Here is a 17719-nt window from a genome sequence, read left to right on the forward strand (position 1 = left end):
CTGCCAGGTGCGAGGCGGCACCCGACAGGACGCGGCGTTCACGGCACGCGCGCGGTCCACTCCTCGGTCGCGAACTTCGTCCGCACCAGTTCCTCAGCGCGGGCCATCTCTTCCGCCGTGACTTCGCCGGCAGTCAGCCCGTAGCGGTTACGGAAAGAGGCGACCATGTTCCCGATGACCTGCTCCCGCGCGAGGCCCGTCTGCCGACGGAGCGGGTCGACACGCTTCTTGGCGCTCTTGGTGCCCTTGTCGGACATCTTCTCCTTGCCGATACGGAGCACCTCGAGCATCTTGTCGGCGTCGATGTCGTAGGACATCGTCACGTGATGGAGGACGGCTCCAGGGCCACCATCAGGGCCGACCATGCGCTTCTGGGCCGCACCGGCAATCTTGCCGGCCTCGGTGGCGATGTCGTTCAGGGGCTGGTACCAGGCCTTGATGCCCATGTCGCCGAGCGCGCCGAGCACCCAGTCGTCGAGGTAGGCGTAGCTGTCCGCGAAGGAGAGGCCCGAGACCAGGGACTCCGGCACGGACAGTGAGTACGTGATCGTACTCATGGGTTCTACGAACATGGCCCCACCACCGGAAATACGGCGTACCACGGTCATCCCGTGCTTCGCGGCCCCTTCGGGGTCCACCTCGTTCCGCAGGGACTGGAAGCTGCCGATCACCACGGAAGGCGAGGCCCACTCCCATACCCGTAGGGTCGGGGCTCGCCGCCCAGCGGCCACCTCGGCGGTGATCACCTCGTCCAGCGCCATGTGCAGGGCCGGTGCCTGCGGCTCCATGTGCACCAGCTGCCAGTCGTAGTCGCTCCACTCGGTCGCGTGGGCCAGAGCGCGCCGGACGGCGATGCCGACGCCCTCTGCTGTCAGCCCGAGCATCACGGTCGACTCCGGCAGCGCCGCCGTGATCCGGGCGGCCAGCCCTGCAGCGTCCGTCGATGAGGGTGAACCCTCAAGGGCTGTGTTGATCGCGAGGATCGCTTCGTCCGGCTCCAGGAAGAAGTCCCCGGCGACTCGCATGTTGCGCAGGACACCGTCCTCGACGTCCAGATCCACGACGACCAGCTTGCCGCCGGGCACCTTGTACTCGCCATGCACGGCTTTGTTTCCTTCCAGTGCGCCGTACGTGCCCTGAGCTTGTTGCTCTGGCATTCGGACGGATGCGTACATCTATCGGAATGCACCTTAATACTCGCTGTAGCGAGTGATGTGTAGCCTCAAGAGCACTGGAGGGGGAAGGGATGCCGACAGGTTGCCCCGGCTGTCTCCTTGCGAGGAACAGAACCCGGTGTACAGCCCGACTCGTCTGCCGCCACCTGTGGATTTGCCTGAGAAAGGGCCTTTGACCTGCGTCGTAGGCCCTTTCCGCACTTTCAGGGCGTGCTGCGTTACGTAGGCGGCGGAAAGTCCCTCGGCCAGCGTTGAAAGTCCCTGAAAAGTCCCTGGACAAGGGGCGGGACGCTGCGGGGCTGAGAGGTGTCCGACCGTGCGTGCAAGCGCCTGTGCCAATGGGGGTCCAGGCCTTGGACGAACGTGGGGGCGTCGTTGTACCTGGCCTGTCTGTACGCAGAAAACTTCAGGATCTTCGGTGCGACGCCACAGAAGAACGGTGACGAGGACGCCAGCCTGAGCCTGGACTTCGGTCCCGCCACGAACGTCCTCGTCGGCGAGAACGACAGCGGCAAGACGGCCATCATTGACGCGATCCGCTTGAGCCTTCTGACGACGGCCGCGGACTTCTACCGCATCACACGCGACGACATTCATGTCGGTCCAGACGGCCGTGCAGACACCTTCAAGATCACCTGTGGCTTCAAGAACTTGTCGACGGAAGAACAAGCGGTTTTCTTGGAACTGCTCACCGTGGACGGCAACGGCAACGTCGCCCTCTACGTCACCGTCAAGGCGGAATTGATGGACCCGCTGCGTCCCCACCGCGTCGCGGTGACGACACGAACCGGCCGCGACGGGCAGGGGCCGGCCCTGGACGGCGCCGCGCGTGAACTGCTGAAGGCCACCTACCTGCGCCCGTTGCGGGACGCCGAGGCAGAGCTGCGCTCGGGCCGTGGATCACGGCTGTCACAGATCCTCGCAGGGTACCCGGCCATGCGCGCACAAGGTGAGGACGACTTCGACGAGAAGACGGGCAGCGCGAGCACCCTGGTGGGCAACCTACGCCGCGCAGAGCGCCAGATCGGCGACAACGACGCGGTGACCGCAGCCCGGGACGACATCAACACCGGTTACCTCCAGAAGTTCTCCATCGGCTCCGACGTACTGCGTGGCGAGATCGGCGTCGCAGGCGATGCCACGCTCGCCCGCGCGCTGGAGCGCCTGGAGCTCACCTTGTTCGCGGGCACGGGCGAGTGGACCAGACACGGTCTGGGCTACGACAACGCCCTGTCCATGGCGGCCGAACTGCTCCTGCTGAACAACAACAACGCCTTCGCGCCCCTACTGCTGATCGAGGAACCCGAAGCCCACCTTCACCCGCAGCTCCAGACCCGCATCATGGACCTTCTGCGGGATCGCGCCGGCGCCGCCAAGACGGCTGGGACACCACCGGTCCAGGTCATCCTCACCACCCACAGCCCCAACCTCGCATCGGCCATCCCGGTCGAACACCTCACTCTTGTCGCTCGCGGATCCACCTTTCGACTGGCCCCTGGGCTGACTCACCTCGACGAGGGCGACTACGCCTTCCTCACCCGCTTCCTTGACGTGACCAAGGCCAACCTGTTCTTCGCCCGCGGCGTCGCCATCGTCGAAGGCGACGCCGAAGCCATCGTTCTGCCCGCGCTCGCACAGGCCGTCGGCAAGTCGTTCAACGAATGCGGCGTGAGCGTCGTAGGCGTCGGCGGCGTCGGCCTCTTCCGCTGCAGCCGGATCTTCCAGCGCGAAGGAGAACAGATCCCGGTCGCGGTGGCCTGCATCCGAGACTGGGACCTGGTTCCCGCTGGCACCTCCGCCGAGATGCGCAAGAAGCTGAAGTGCTCGGCAGAGATGACCAAGGAAGAGATCGACAAACACGTCGCAGGGTTGAGAGACGAGGACGACGGCCACGTACGCACCTTCGTTTCCGACCACTGGACACTGGAATACGATCTGGCCGCCGCCTCCTGGACGATGGCGACCTTGATGCATCAGGCCGTTCGCGCCGCCGTCGCTTCCAAGAACACATGGCCCACCGCAGAAAAACTCGCCGGGTCGTCGCGGATGTCGTCGGCGTTCCAAGTGGATCCGTTCAGCAGCCGCTGCAGGCCGTCGGGGGTGCGGTGGCCTGCGTGTTCGGCCGGCTGCCAGCCGTTTTTGCGGCCGACCGGGCCGAGCAGGGCGCGGACGTAGTCACGCATGCGGCGTCGTAGGTCGGCACGGCCGAAACGGTGGCCGATGCGCAGGAAGAGGTCGTCGAGTTCACGGTCCCAGGTCGCGTCGGCAAGGTCGTCGATCACGCGGGAAGGCTGCCCTCGTCACTGCGCAGACAGTTCTCGATGCCCACGAAGAACAGCACCAGGCCCGCCGCCGCGGCCTCGCCGATCAGCGGGACGCTGAGCAGCCCCAACGCCCCGTCACCGGGCGGCGGATCACCTGAGTCGCCCGAACGCCCCGTGACCGGGCGGCCGATCGCCTGCGCCTTCCGGGTGTCTGTGGCGGGCGGCTCAGGTCCGGGGAGCCGAGGCCGCCCGAGGTCAGGCGTGGGCCGCGCCTGCCAGGCGTGGGACGCCGCGTCCATCGAGTCGGGACCGGATCAGCGCCACGGCGTCGTCGCGGTCCAGGCCGCGGCCCTCGTCGTACGCCGCCGTGTACGCGGCCTCGCCCAGCTCCCGCGTCAGCGCATCGACCAGCCGGGAGATGTCCGGATTGCCGGCCTCGGCGGCACCGCGCAGCCCGTGGGAGGCACCGAGCAGCACGGCGGCCGGCCCCGGCTGCCGCCGGTGGTACAGCAGCTGGGCCACCGCGACGCCGATGATCCCCATGAGCATCATGTCACCGGAGGCCCCCGCTCCGGCGAGCGCCTTGCGCAGCGCGTACCGCGCCGCCACCGGGTCGTCCTCGGCGAGCGACAGCCGGCCGATGCCCGTCCAGTACATCGTGGCGAAGGCCGCGTCGTCGAAGGTGTCGGGCGAGCAGGCGTCCTTGGCCAGGGCGTACTGGCGTGCGGCCTCGCGGACATCGCCGTCCAGCCGGGCCAGGTCCCCGAGCAGCAGCCGCGCCATCCGGATGTGACGCGCCGAGAACGGCCTGGTCACCACGGACTGCAGTTCCCCGCGGGCCGCCTCGACGCGCCCCGCGTGCCGGTGGGCCACGGCGAGCCAGATCCGCTGCATGCCGTCACCGCCGAGTTCACCGGCCGGTTTCATCGCGTCCGTCAGGGCGTCCACCGCTTCTTCGAACCGCCCCCGCGAGATGAGCGCGACCGCGAGGTACGTCAGTGTGGTGGCCTGGCCCCAGCGCTCGCCGAGGGCGGCGAAGTCCCGGGCACTGTCCCGCAGATCACGGCAGCCCTGCCGTACGTCGCCGTGGTTAAGGCCGAACATGGCCCGGGTGAAGCGCAGCATCGCCCGGGTCCACGGGTCGGTCGCGCCCAGCTGCGCGTCGATCAGGCGCAGGCCACGCTCGGAGTCCCCGCTGATCCACGCGTGCAGCGGCGCCGCCAGCGCCAGCGCGGGATGGGCCTCGGGCGGCGGGGCGGACGCATCGGGCACGGACGGGCGGGGCGGCACGCTGCCGGAGCCGTGCGGGTCGCCGGCGAAGATGCCGTTGAGGAGGCAGCCGACCGTGGCCACCGCGCGCGGCACGGCATCGATCCGACCGGGCAGGCTCAGGGCTGCCCGCAGCAGCTGCACCGCCAGCGCGTGCTCGCCGCGCTGCATCCAGAAGTACCACAGCGCGGCGCCTATCCGGACGGCCGTACTCGCGTCCTCGGACTCGCAGGCGAAGTGCAGCGCCGCGAGGAGGTGGTCCCGGTCGTCGGCGAGCAGGCGCGCCCAGCGCACCTGGCCGGCGCCGGTGCGCAGATGCGGTTCGGCGCTCTCGGCGAGGGCCAGGAAGCACGCGGCGTGCGCCCGCCGCGCGCGGTCCAGGCCCCCTTGTTCGGCGAGGCGTTCCATGCCGTACGCCCGGATGGTCTCCAGCATCCGGAACCGCACCGTCGCTCCGTCCACGGCCTGCAGCACGGACTTCTCCACGAGTGAGGTCACCGTGTCCAGGGTCGTGGCCGGGTCGGTGTCCACGCCCTCCGCGGCTTCGAGGGTGAACGCGGCCGGGAACACCGACAGCGTCTCGGCGAGCCGGCGTTCGTTCCCGTCGAGCATGTCCCAGCTCCACGCGACCACCGCGCGCAGGGTGCGGTGCGCGGGACGCGCGGTACGGCTGCCGCCGGTGAGGACCCCGAACCTGTCGTCCAGCCGGGCCGCCAGCTGCTCGACGGACAGGGTGCGCAGGCGGGCGGCGGCCAGTTCGATGGCCAGTGGCAGCCCGTCGAGCCGCCGGCAGACGTCCGCCACCGCCGACGCGTTGCCGGCGGTGACCTCGAAACCGGGGCGGACGCTCGCCGCCCGGTCGCGGAAGAGCCGCACGGCCGGGCTCCCGGACACCTCCTCGAGGGACGACCGGGGCCGGGGCAGGGCGAGCGGCGGCACCGCGAAGAGGGTCTCGCCGAGGATGCCGAGCGCTTCCCGGCTGGTGGCGAGGATCCCCAACCGCGGGCAGCGGCCGAGCAGTTCCTCGGCGATCCGGGCCGCGCCGCCGATGACGTGCTCGCAGTTGTCCAGCACGACCAGGGTCTCGGCCGCCGACAGCACCTCCACCAGCTGCTCGACGACCTGGTGCGGGCTGCCCGAGGCGCCCGTGGACTGCGCCGGCCCGATGACGCGGGTGCCCACGGCGGCCAGTACGGCCGTCGCCACCTCGTCGTCCGCGCTGACCGCCGCCAGCTCCACCAGCCACGCGCCGCCGGGCAGTTCGTCCGCCAGCTCGCCGGCCAGCGCGGTGGCCAGGCGCGTCTTGCCGGTGCCGCCCGCCCCGACGAGGGTGAGCAGCCGGTCATGGGCGAGGCGGGCGCGCAGCTGCTCGCACTCGGGGTCGCGGCCCACGAAGCTGGTCAGCTCGGCGCGCAGGTTGTGGCGCCGGTCCATCGGCGGCACGGGCTCGCGCTGTCCGCGCAGCACCGCCAGCTGGGTCTGCTGAAGATCCGGGGAGGGATCGATCCCGAGCTGGTCGGCCAGCCAGGAGCGGAACTGCTCGTAGGAACCGAGTGCCTCGGCGGTCCGCCCGTCCGCGTCCAGGGCGCGGATCAGCAGGGCGCGCAGCCGCTCCCGGTGCGGATGCAGCGAGGACAGCGCCTCCAACTCGGCGATCAGCCCGGGTAACTCGGTGCCCAGGGTGAGCCGGGCCGCGGCCCGGTCCTCCAGCGCTGTGAGCCGCAGCTCCTCCAGCCGCGCCACGGCACCGGTCACGAACGCCGACGTCGGCATGTCGCACAGTGGCTCACCACGCCACAGCGCGATCGCGTTGTCCAGCAGTCTGAACGCGGCCCGGGCATCGCCCTCCCGCAGCGCGCGGCCACCCTCCCGGGCGAGCGCCTCGAACCGCAGGGCGTCCACGGCCTGCGGTTCGACGCCCAGACAGTAGCCGCCGCTGGTGAAGCGCAGCGGGGCGTCGTCGGGCAGCGCCCGGCGCAGCCGGCTGACCAGTGTTTGCACCGCGTGCCCGCTGTCCACCGGCGTCTCGTCCGGCCACAGGGCCGAGGACAGCGAGCCCACGTGCACCGCCCGCCCCGCGTCGAGCGCCAGCCTGATCAGGAGCGTACGGAGCCGGGTGCCGCCCACTGCGATGGACTTCCCCCCGTTCCGGACCTCCAGTGGTCCGAGAAATCCAACATGCATGCGCCCCATGGTGTCATCCGAGGCGCGCGCGTGAGCTGCGAATGTCCGTGGAATGTGAGCGGGCTGCGTGTGCGCTGTGAGCGCCGGGGGGCAGCCTGGACCCGCGTCGGCCCCCCGGCCGGCGGTGGGAGGGGATGCGGCAGGAGCGGTCGTCCCCCGCACGTCTCCGACGCCGGATCCCCTCCCCACCCGTACGTTCTCCGCTCCGTCATCGGGAGGGTCATGAGCAAGCTGGCGCGATGGTGCTACCGGCACCGGATGGTGGTGCTGCTCCTGTGGGTGGTGGCACTCGTCGGCACCGCCGTGGGCGCGGGGGCCGGAACCTCTTACTCCAATGCGTTCGACCTGCCCGGCACCGAATCGATGCGGGCCGTCGAACGGATGGAGAAGGTCTTCCCGCAGCGGGCGGGCGACGTCGACACCGTGGTGTGGCACACCGAGGACGGCACGGTCCGCGACGCCGCGGTGCGCGAGCGCATGGCCGGCGCCCTGCGCGACATCGCCGAGATGCCCGACGTCGGCGACGTGGTGAGCCCGTACGACCCGGACGGCGCCGGACACATCAGCAAGGACGGTAAGACGGCTTACGCCGAGATCACCTTCACCAAGCAGGCCTACGACCTCGACAAGGACAACACCAAGAAGGTCGTCGACCGTGCCGAGGACGCCCGCACCGACGGGCTGAGCGTGGAACTGGGCGGCGCGGCGATCGAGTACGCGCAGCAGCCGCCCGAGGGCGCCTCGGAGCTGGTGGGCGTCCTGGCAGCCGCCGTCGTGCTGCTGCTCGCCTTCGGCTCGCTGCTGGGCATGCTGGTCCCCATCGTGACCGCGATCTTCGCGGTCGGCACCGGCGTGTCCCTGCTCGGAGTGCTCAGCCACGTGGTGGACCTGCCCGACGCCGCCCCGATCCTCGGCTCGCTGGTCGGCCTCGGCGTCGGCATCGACTACGCGCTGTTCGTGGTCACGCGGCACCGCAAGGGCCTCAAGTCCGGCCTGGATCCGGCGACGTCCGTGGAGCGGGCGCTCAACACCTCCGGCCGGGCCGTGGTCTTCGCCGGCGGAACCGTGTGCCTCGCGCTGCTGGCGCTGTTCGCGCTCGGCATGCGCTTCCTGAACGGCATCGCCGTCGCCACCGCGATCGTCGTCCTGCTGAGCGTGGTCTGCGCGGTCACCCTGCTGCCCGCCCTGCTCGGCATGCTGGGTCCGCGGGTGCTCAGCCGCCGCGAACGCCGCGCCCTGGGCAGCGCGGAGGCCGCGCCCACGAGCGGGGCCGGGCGCGCCGCCGTACGGTGGGCCGCGTTCGTCGAGCGCCGGCCGCGGGCCGTGGGAGCGGCCGCCGTGGCGGTGATGGTGCTCCTGGCGATCCCCGCGTTCTCGCTGCGGCTCGGCACCATGGACCAGGGCAACCAGCCCGAGTCGATGACCACACGCCAGGCCTACGACCTGCTGGCCGACGGCTTCGGCCCCGGCTTCAACGGGCCGCTGCAACTGGTCGCGGACGTCCCCGGCGGCGCCGGCGACGAACGGGCCCTGGACGGGCTGATCGACCAGGTGCGCACCATGGACGGGATCGTCGACGTCGCCCCACTGCCCACCCCGGCCGACGCCACCACGCGCGTGTACCAGGTGATCCCCGCCCACGCGCCGCAGGACCAGGCGACCGACGACCTCATCGACCGGCTGCGCGACACCACCGTGCCGCAGGCCGAGCGCGGCACCACCCTCGACGTCCACATCGGTGGCCAGACGGCCGTCCAGAAGGACTTCGCCCAGGAGATCACCGAGCGACTGCCGGTGTTCATCCCGCTCATCGCGGTCCTCGGCGCGATCCTGCTGATGCTGGCCTTCCGCAGCGTCGTCGTACCGCTGACGGCCGCCGTGATGAACCTGCTCGCCGCGGGCGCCGCGTTCGGCATCATCGTCGCGGTGTTCCAGTGGGGCTGGGGCCTGGACACGCTGGGCCTCGGCCGCGAGGGCCCGATCACCTCCTACATCCCGGCGTTCATGCTGCCGTTGCTGTTCGGCCTGTCCATGGACTACCAGGTGTTCCTGATCAGCCGGATGCACGAGGAGTGGCTGCGCACCGGGGACAACGCCCGCGCGGTGCGCACCGGTCTCGCCGAGACCACCCGCGTCATCAACTGCGCGGCGCTGATCATGGTGTTCGTCTTCGGCTCCGCGATCTTCAGTGCCGACCAGGCCGCGGTCATGACCGGCGTGGCCCTCGCCGGTGCCGTCGCCGTGGACGCCTTCGTCCTGCGGTCGCTGCTGGTACCCGCGCTGATGTTCCTCCTCGGCAAGGCCAACTGGTGGCTGCCGCGCGGCCTGGACCGCGCCCTGCCCCGGGTCGCCGTGGAGGGCCGGGACCCCGGTGAGGACCCGGCGGCGGGCCGGCCGAAGGACCTGGTCGGCGAACGGTGACCGGCGGGAGGTGAGGACGGCGGCGCGGGCCGCCGGAGGTGACCACGGCGGCCCGCGGGTCTTCGGAGGTGACCACGGCGGCCCGCGGGTCGTCGGAGGCGACCACGGCGGCACGCGGGCCGCGAGGCCAGCCGGATCCGGCGCGCGAACGCCGGATCCGGCTGCCTGGCCGCGCTGCGCTTTCGCCGTGCCGCGCCGCGCCGTGCTTTCTCGTACGGCGCGGTGGTGTGCCGCGCTGTGCCGTGCCGAGAGCCCTGCCGAACCGTGCCGGGCCCGCCGCGGCGCGGCCGGCGCGTGGCGGTCGGGCGGCGGATGAGCAATCTGGGCGATGACAGCGGATGCGGGCGATCGCAGGCTGGGCTGTGCCGACGGCGACGCCGCACACGCAGCACACGCAGCGCGTCCCGTCCGGTTCGTGGGGGCCGACGCGGCGGCCCCGGTCGACTGGCGCGGGACATGGCGCCGTGAGGTGGTGACGGGTGGAGAACGTGACAGCCGGCGAGCGTGAGCCCATCGTGGTGGTGGCCATGGGGTGCCGCTTCCCCGGCGGGGTCACCTCGCCCGAGGACCTGTGGGACCTGGTGGCGGCCGGACGTGACGCCGTCTCGGCCCTCCCCGAGGACCGCGGCTGGGACCTGGACCGACTGCGCTCCGCCGACGCGGGCCGGCCCGGCGCTTCCCTCGCCCACGAGGGCGGGTTCCTGTACGACGCCGCCGACTTCGATGCCGGCCTCTTCGGGATCTCGCCCCGCGAGGCGCTGGCCATGGACCCGCAGCAGCGGCTGCTCCTGGAGATCTCCTGGGAAGCACTGGAGCGCGCCGGCATCCCGCCCACCGCCGTGCGCGGCGAACCGGTCGGGGTCTTCACGGGCACCAGCGGCCAGGACTACGCGGACGTGCTGCGGCGGGCCGGCGACCAGAGCGCGGGCCATGTGCTCACCGGCACCGCCGGCAGCGTCCTGTCCGGCCGGGTGGCCTATGCGCTCGGCCTGGAAGGGCCCGCGCTCACCGTCGACACCGCCTCCTCCGCCTCCCTGGTCGCGGTGCACCTGGCCTGCGAGGCGCTGTCCCGGGGCGAGTGCTCCCTCGCCCTGGCCGGCGGAGCGACGGTCATGGCCACCCCGACGATGTTCGTCGAGTACAGCAGGCTGCGCGGACTGGCCCCGGACGGCCGGGCCAAGCCGTTCTCGGCGGCGGCTGACGGCACAGCGTGGGCCGAGGGGGCCGGCGTCCTGCTCCTGGAACGCCTCTCGCGGGCCCGCGCCCACGGTCATCCGGTGCTCGCCGTCGTCCGCGGCTCGGCCGTCAACCAGGACGGCGCGAGCGACGGACTGACCGCCCCCAACCCCCTGGCCCAGCAGCGGGTCATCCGCCAGGCCCTGGCGAACGCCGGGCTGACCCCGCGCGAGGTGGACGCCGTGGAGGCCCACGGCACGGGCACCGCGCTCGGCGACCCCGTCGAGGCCCGGGCCCTGCTCGCAGTCTACGGCGCGGACCGCGAGGACGGCCGGCCCCTGTGGATCGGATCGCTGAAGTCCAACCTGGGCCACACCCAGGCCGCGGCGGGCGTGGCCGGGGTCATCAAGACGGTCATGGCGCTGCGGCACGGCCGGATGCCCAGGACCCTGCACGTCGACGAGCCGTCGCCGCACGTGGACTGGGCCGCGGGCGGGGTGGCCCTGCTGACGGAGGAGCAGCCCTGGCCGGACACCGGGGGGCGCCCGCGCCGCGCCGCGGTGTCCTCGTACGGCATCAGCGGCACCAACGCCCACCTGGTGCTGGAGCAGGCCGCCGAGGCGGGGCCCGGCACCGCGGCCCGCACCGCCGCTGCGGACGGCGCCGCGGCGTGGGTGGTCTCCGCGCGCGGCGCGGGCGCGCTGCGCGCCCAGGCCCGGCGGCTGCTCACCTGGGCACGCAGCCGCGAGGAGAACACCGAAGGCCTCGACGCGGCCGGCACCGGCCGGGCACTGGCGGCACACCGGGCGGCACTGGAACACCGTGCGGTCGTGCTCACCGACGACGGCCGCGTCCCGCAGCTGCTCGACGGCCTCGCCGCACTCGCCGAGGGCGAGCAGGCGCCCGGCCTGATCGAGGGAGTGACCCGGCAACGAGCGCCGCTCGCGGTACTGTTCACCGGACAGGGCGCACAGCGCCCGGGCATGGGCGCCGAACTGCGCTCCCGTCTCCCGGTGTTCGCCGACGCCTTCGACGCCGCCTGCACGGAACTGGACCGCGAGCTGGCCGGCCATGTGCCTGAACCGGTGGCCGACGTGGTGACCGGACGCCGTCCCGGCGGGGAGGTGCTGCCCGGCGCCGCGGAGCTGCTCGACCGCACCGTGTACACCCAGGCCGGACTGTTCGCTGTGGAGACCGCGCTGTTCCGGCTCGTGGAGTCCTGGGGAGTGCGGCCGGACTTCCTGGGCGGCCACTCCATCGGCGAGGTCGTGGCGGCGCACGTGGCGGGCGTGCTCTCGCTGCGCGATGCCGCGCGCCTGGTGGCGGCACGCGGCCGGCTGATGCAGGCGCTGCCGCCGGGCGGCGCCATGGTGGCACTGGAGGCGAGCGAGGAGGAGGCCGCCGCGCTGCTGGAGACGGCGGGCCCCGACGTGGCCGTCGCCGCCGTCAACGCCCCCGACTCCGTGGTCGTGTCCGGGGACGAAAAGACGGTGCTGCGGCTCGCCGACGCGTGGCGCGACAAGGGCGGGCGGGCCAAGCGGCTGCGGGTTTCGCACGCCTTCCACTCGCCGCGCATGGAGCCCATGCTCGACGCCTTCCGCCAGGAGATCCGCGACCTGGCCTACGGCACCCCGCGGCTGCCCGTCGTCTCCAACCTCACCGGGCGGCTCGCCGCCCCCGGCGAACTCGCCTCGCCGGACTACTGGGTACGGCACGTGCGGCAGGCCGTCCGGTTCAGCGACGGCGTACGGCATCTGGCCCGGCAGGGCGCCTCGGTGTTCCTGGAGCTGGGGCCCGACGGTGTGCTCAGCGGCCTGGGACCGGCGGCGCTGAGCGGAGGCGACGGCGGCGACCGGGAACCGGTGTTCACGCCCGCCCTGCGCGCGGGACGGTCCGAACACCCCACCCTCCTGGCCGGCCTCGCCCAGGCCTGGGTGAGCGGAGTCCCCGTCGACTGGGCCGCCGTCCTCGGCGGCGACGGACCGGCCCCCGCCGACCTGCCGACCTACGCCTTCCAGCGCACCCGGTACTGGCCACGCCCCGAGGAGTCCGCGGCCCACGACGTCACCGCCGCGGGCCTCTCCACCGCCGAACACCCCCTGCTGAGCGCGGTGGTGGACGTTCCCGAGGACGACGGCGTCCTGCTCACCGGGCGGCTGTCCGCCCGCGACCAGCCCTGGCTCGCTGCGGGCACCCCGGCCACCGGAGCCCTCCTGGAACTAGCCGTCCGCGCCGCGGACGAGGCGGGGTGCGGCCGGCTCGCCGAACTGACCGTCCACACCCCGCTGTCGCCGCCCGAACGCGGCCACCTCGCCCTGCGCGTACGGGTGGGCGCCCCCGACGCGCAGGGGGTGCGGCCGCTCACCCTCCACAGCAGGGCCGACGACGCGCTGCCCGGCCAGCCGTGGACGCGGCATGCCGAGGGCCGCCTCACCGACGACAGCGCCACGCCGGCCGATCCGGCCGTACGCGGTCACGGACAGGCCCTCACCGCCTGGCCTCCGCCGGACGCCTCCGAGCAGCCCGCCGGCCCCGGCGAACCGCCCGCGGCCGGGCCGCGCACCCTGTGGCGACGCGGCGACGAGACGCTCACCGAACTGGCCCTCCCCGAGCACCTGCACAGCACCGCCCCCGCCTTCGGCCTGCACCCGCTGCTTCTCGAGGGAGTCCTCGCGACAGCAGGCCTGGCGCAGGGCGCGGAGGACGGAGCCGCGCGGCCACCGCACGAGGTGCCCGCCGTCGTCCTGCGCGGTGTGCGCCTGCACGCCACCGGCGCCGTGCGCCTGCGCGTGCGGGTCGTGACCGGACCGGGCGGGGAGAGCGCCGTCGTGGCCGTGGACCCGGACGGCGAGACGGTCCTGACGGTGACGTCCCTCGCGTACGGCGCCCCCGCACCGGCCGCCGCCCCGCCGACCCGGCCCATGGCCCTGCACCGGGTGGAGTGGGCCAGGACCGCCCTGCCCGACGTGCCCGCGGACCGCGGCCGCTGGGCGGTCGTCGGCGACGACGCGACCGGGCTGCGCGGGGCGCTGATGAGGGCCGGCACCTACGCGGAGGCGCACCCCGACATGGCGGCCCTGAGCGAGGCCGTCGGGGCGGGCGGCCCGGTGCCGGACACGGTGCTGGTCCTCGGCGCGTCCCTGGGCGCGCCGCCCCTGGCCGAACCGGGCCCCGACCTCGCGTATGCCTCCACCCGGCGTGCCCTGCGCACGGTGGAGCGGTGGCGGTCGGACGAACGGCTGCGCGGCGCGCGCCTGGTGTTTCTGACCCGGCGGGCGGTCGCCGTCCGGGACGGCGAGGACGTGCCCGGACTCATGGACGCCCCGGTGTGGGGAGTGATCCGCTCCGCGCAGGCCGAACACCCCGGTGACTGTGCCCTGGTCGACGTCGACGGCAGGCCGGCCTCGCTGCGCGCCCTCGCCGCCGCCCTGTTCAGCCGTGCGCCCCAGCTCGCCCTGCGCGCCGGGCACCCGCACCTGCCGCGCCTGACCGCGCGGCCCTGGCCGGCGGACCGGCCCCGGCTCACACCGGGGGGAACGGTCCTCGTCACGGACGGAAAGGGGCCGCTCGGCGCGCGGGTCGCCCGCCACCTGGTCGCCCGGCACGGCGTGCGCCGGCTGCTGCTCGCCGGCCCGGCCGCCGCCGACCGGCCCGGCGTGGCCGACCTGGCGGCGGAACTCCGCGGCCACGGCGCGGACGTCACCGTGAGCGCATGCGACCCCGCCGACCCGAAGGCGCTCGCCGCCCTGCTGGACACCCTGCCCGCGACGGCCCCCCTGACGGCAGTCGTCCACGCCACACCCCCAGACGCACCACAACCCCGACCGGACACCACCGCCCCGGCACGGCCCCACCAACCGGGCGCCGACACCTCGAAACAGCCCGATTCCCCGGGCGACGCGGCCCCGGAACTGACCGATCTGCCGGGCGACGCGGCCCTGGGAGCACCCCGTCCGTCGGGTGACCCGGCCCCGGAGCTGCTCGATCCGGCGGGCGTCACCGCCCCGGTGGGCCCCCAGCCCTCGGCCGCGGTGGCCTGGTCCCTGCACCGGCTCCTCCTGGAGCGCGGTATCGACCTCGACGCGTTCGTCGTGTTCTCGTCCGCCACCGCGCTCCTCGGCGGCCCGGATCAGCCGGAGCGGGCCGCCGACGCCGCCCTGCTCGACGCTCTCATGGAGCGGCGGCACGCGGCACGGCAGGCCGGCGTGAGCGTCGCCGGTGACTGGGACGGGCCGGACGGCCGGACCACCGGCGCCCCCGGCGGCGGACACCGGGCGGGCTTCGCACCGTTCGGCGCCGACGACGTCACCGTGCTGCTGGACCTCGCCCTCACCGGCGGCGGCCCGCTGCTGGTGCCCGCCGAGGTCACCGCCACCGTGCTGCGCGGCCGGGCCAGGGCCGGAACGCTGCCACCGCTGCTGCGCGGCCTCGTGCGCCTGCCGGACCGGCCGATCGTCACCCCGCGCGCCCAGGCCGAGCCGGACGGCACGCTGCGTGCCCGGCTGGCCGGCCTGGAGGACGGCGAGCGGGGCACGGTCCTGCTGGACCTCGTACGGACCCAGGTCGCGGCCGTCCTGTCGTACGCCTCCCCGGACTCCGTGGACACCGGCCGCACGCTCAAGGAGCTGGGCCTGGAGTCCCTCAGCGCGATCGAGTTCCGCAACCGGCTGAGCAAGGCCACCGGTCTGCGGCTGCCCACCACCCTGGTGCGCGAACACCCCACCGTGGATCTGCTCGTGCGCCACCTGAAGGAGCGGCTCCAGTGAGGGCTCGGCTCCTCCCGCCACCCGAGACGACCCGAACTGGGGGAGATGCTCCGTGAAAGTGCAAGGCGTGTACATCAGTTCCGTCGGCACGTACCTGCCGCGCCATGTGACGGCCCAGGAGGCCATCGCCGAGGGCCTGTACGACCAGGAGCTGTACGACACGGTCGGCTGGCGCGGCACCCACGTGGCCGACGGCCTCTCGGCCCCGGACATGGCCGTCCGAGCCGCCCGCACGGCCCTGGATCGGCTCGGCGAGGACGGCGAACCCGTGGCGTCCTTCCTGCACTCCGGTGCCTTCTACCAGGGACCGGCGGAGATCTCCGTGCCCGGCTACATCATGCGCGAGCTGGGGCTGGACGCCATCCCGTCGCTGGACGTCCGCCAGGGCTGCAACGGCATGCTCGTCAGCCTGGAGACGGCGATCGGGCAGCTCACCGGGGCGGCGCAGTACGGCAACGCGCTGATCACCGCGGCCGAGAACCACTCCACACCGCTGGTCGACCGCTGGCGCGGCTTCGCCCCCGGCATCGTCATGGGCGACGGCGCGGCCGCCGTCACGCTGAGCACCGACGGCGGCTTCGCCGAGGTCCTCGCGGTCAACTCCAGCACCCTGCCGCTGCTGGAGGGATGGCACCGCGGCAACGACGACCTGCTGCCGCCGCAGGAGGCGAAGTTCGAACCGCTGAGCCTGGCGCGGACCGTCGCCGAGTTCACCGAGAGCGTCCTGCCGATGACCGACGCCATCGAACGCATCAGCGGGTTCAGTCTCGACCTGGTGCAGCGCTCCCTGGTCGACGCCGGCCTCAACGCCTCCGACGTGGCCGCGCTGATCTCCGTCAACGCCGACGGCCGGGCCCTGGAGCAGTGGTTCCTGGAGCCGCTCGGCATCCGGCCGAAGGCCACCAGCTGGGAGACCGGCCGCACCATCGGACACGTCGGTGGCTGCGACCAGTTCATCTCCCTGGAACGGATGCTGGCCGCGGGCACGCTCGTGCCCGGTGACCACGCCGTGCTCCACGCCGCCGCGCCCGGCTGGAGCGGCACCACCGTCGCCATCCGCATCACCGACCGGCCTTCGTGGCTCGACTGAGGGGACGACCCGTGTCAGAAGTCGATGATCATCTCGTGTGGGACCTGCTGCTGCCGCCCAGTGAGCACGGCGCCGACGAGCGCCGTGTGGTGCGCGCCCAGGGCCACCGCCTGACCTTCGCCGACGGCGCCGAGGTCCTGGACGCCACCAGCGGCCTGTGGAACGCCAACCTCGGCTACGGCAACCGAGCCATCGCCCAGGCCGTCGCGGACGCCACACTGGACGCGTCGTACATGGGCACGTTCCGGCGCACGCACGACTACGCGCGCGACGCCGCCCGCGCCCTCGTCGAGGCCGCCGGCCCCGACCGCTACGCGCGAGTGCTGTACTCGACGTCCGGCAGCTCCGCGAACGACGTCGCGATGAAGATGGTGCGCCAGTACGCTCATCTGCGCGGCGAGCCCGACCGCAAGCTGGTGATCGGCCTGTACGGCAGCTACCACGGGCAGACCTACGGCGGATTCGCGCTGTCCGGCGAGGACTTCCAGAAGCCGATGTACGGGGCCGACACGCGCCTCGTACGGCACGTCGGCCACAAGGACCCGCAGGAGCTGGCCAGGCTGCTCGAGGAATGCGGCTCGCAGGTCGCGGCCGTGGTCGTCGAACCCGTCCTGGGCACCGGCTCGCTGGCGCTCGGTCCCGAGCTGGTCAAGGCTCTGGTGACCCTGCGGCACGAGCACGGCTACCTGCTGGTGTGCGACGAGGTCGCCACCGGCTTCGGCCGGACCGGCACCCTGTTCGCCAGCGAGCTGTGGCCCGAGTCGCCCGACCTGCTGCTCACCTCCAAGGGGCTGACCAACGGCACCTGCGCCGCCTCCGCCATCCTCGTCGCCCACCGGGTGTGGGAGGAGTTCGCCCGGCACAACGCCACGCTCATCCACGGCGAGACCCAGGCCGGCACCCCCGCGAGCTGTGCGGCGATCCTCGCGACCCTGCGGCAGATCGAGGAACTCGACGCGTTGACGACGGCGCGGCGCAACGGCCGCCTGCTGGCCGAGGGGCTCGCCGACCTCGTCGACCGGGCCGACCTGGCCGCGGAGGCGACGGGCGTCGGCTGCTTCCAGGCGCTGCACCTGCGCACGCCCAACGGCACCGTGTTCTGGCAGCCGCACGTCATGCAGCTGATCGACGCGGTGCGGGCCCGGGGCGCGCTGGTCTACCCCGGCCCCAGCTGTGTCCAGCTCTTCCCCGCGCTCACCTGGTCCGAGGCGGAGGTCCGTGAGCTGCTGCGGGCGCTGGAGGCGGGCCTGGACGACTTCGCGCGGGCCCGCCGGGAGCGCGCCGCCGCCAAGGCCGCCCGGACTTCCTGACCTGCCCCGCACAAGGACCGGCCCCGCTCCCGTCGACGGGAGCGGGGCCGGACCGCGTGCGGGG

General features: G+C 73.2%; 7 protein-coding genes. 5 read left to right on the forward strand and 2 right to left on the reverse strand.

Features of this window, described 5'->3' with window-relative positions:
• Positions 1 to 38: 38 nt before the first annotated feature.
• Positions 39 to 1103 carry a biotin/lipoate A/B protein ligase family protein gene (locus tag ACFW47_RS32420; protein ID WP_386307950.1) on the reverse strand — a complete coding sequence of 355 codons (1065 nt, stop codon included), beginning with the start codon at positions 1101 to 1103 and terminating at the stop codon, positions 39 to 41.
• A 447-nt stretch (positions 1104 to 1550) separates the two neighbouring features.
• Between ACFW47_RS32420 and ACFW47_RS32425 the strand changes: the two genes are divergently transcribed.
• Positions 1551 to 3350 (forward strand): ATP-dependent endonuclease, encoded by a 1800-nt coding sequence (locus tag ACFW47_RS32425; RefSeq protein WP_386307940.1) that lies wholly within the window; start codon positions 1551 to 1553, stop codon positions 3348 to 3350.
• Between the two features lie 344 nt (positions 3351 to 3694).
• Here ACFW47_RS32425 and ACFW47_RS32430 read toward each other — a convergent pair whose 3' ends face one another.
• Entirely contained in the window at positions 3695 to 6892 is a 3198-nt protein-coding gene (locus tag ACFW47_RS32430; RefSeq protein ID WP_386307941.1) for a BTAD domain-containing putative transcriptional regulator, read from the reverse strand.
• A gap of 222 nt (positions 6893 to 7114) precedes the next feature.
• Between ACFW47_RS32430 and ACFW47_RS32435 the strand changes: the two genes are divergently transcribed.
• The 4 genes from ACFW47_RS32435 (at position 7115) to mpaD (ending at position 17655) form a co-directional block, all read left to right on the forward strand.
• On the forward strand, positions 7115 to 9313 hold the full coding sequence (locus ACFW47_RS32435; RefSeq protein WP_386307942.1) for an MMPL family transporter: 2199 nt from the start codon (positions 7115 to 7117) through the stop codon (positions 9311 to 9313).
• 479 nt (positions 9314 to 9792) lie between these two features.
• The gene (locus tag ACFW47_RS32440; protein ID WP_386307944.1) at positions 9793 to 15255 is read left to right on the forward strand and encodes a type I polyketide synthase; all 5463 of its coding nucleotides are present in this window, start codon (positions 9793 to 9795) and stop codon (positions 15253 to 15255) included.
• A 67-nt stretch (positions 15256 to 15322) separates the two neighbouring features.
• Positions 15323 to 16345 carry a ketoacyl-ACP synthase III family protein gene (locus ACFW47_RS32445; RefSeq protein WP_386287642.1) on the forward strand — a complete coding sequence of 341 codons (1023 nt, stop codon included), beginning with the start codon at positions 15323 to 15325 and terminating at the stop codon, positions 16343 to 16345.
• 11 nt (positions 16346 to 16356) lie between these two features.
• Entirely contained in the window at positions 16357 to 17655 is a 1299-nt protein-coding gene (mpaD, locus tag ACFW47_RS32450; RefSeq protein WP_386307945.1) for a daptide-type RiPP biosynthesis aminotransferase, read from the forward strand.
• Positions 17656 to 17719 lie beyond the last annotated feature (64 nt).

The organism is Streptomyces sp. NPDC058796 (genome assembly GCF_042745235.1).
GTDB lineage: Bacteria > Actinomycetota > Actinomycetes > Streptomycetales > Streptomycetaceae > Streptomyces.

Coding starts and splice junctions, on each gene's coding strand:
- ACFW47_RS32430 (WP_386307941.1), bottom strand. CDS start 6,892: ATGCATGTTGGATTTCTCGGACCACTGGAGGTCCGGAACGGGGGGAAG.
- ACFW47_RS32435 (WP_386307942.1), top strand. CDS start 7,115: ATGAGCAAGCTGGCGCGATGGTGCTACCGGCACCGGATGGTGGTGCTG.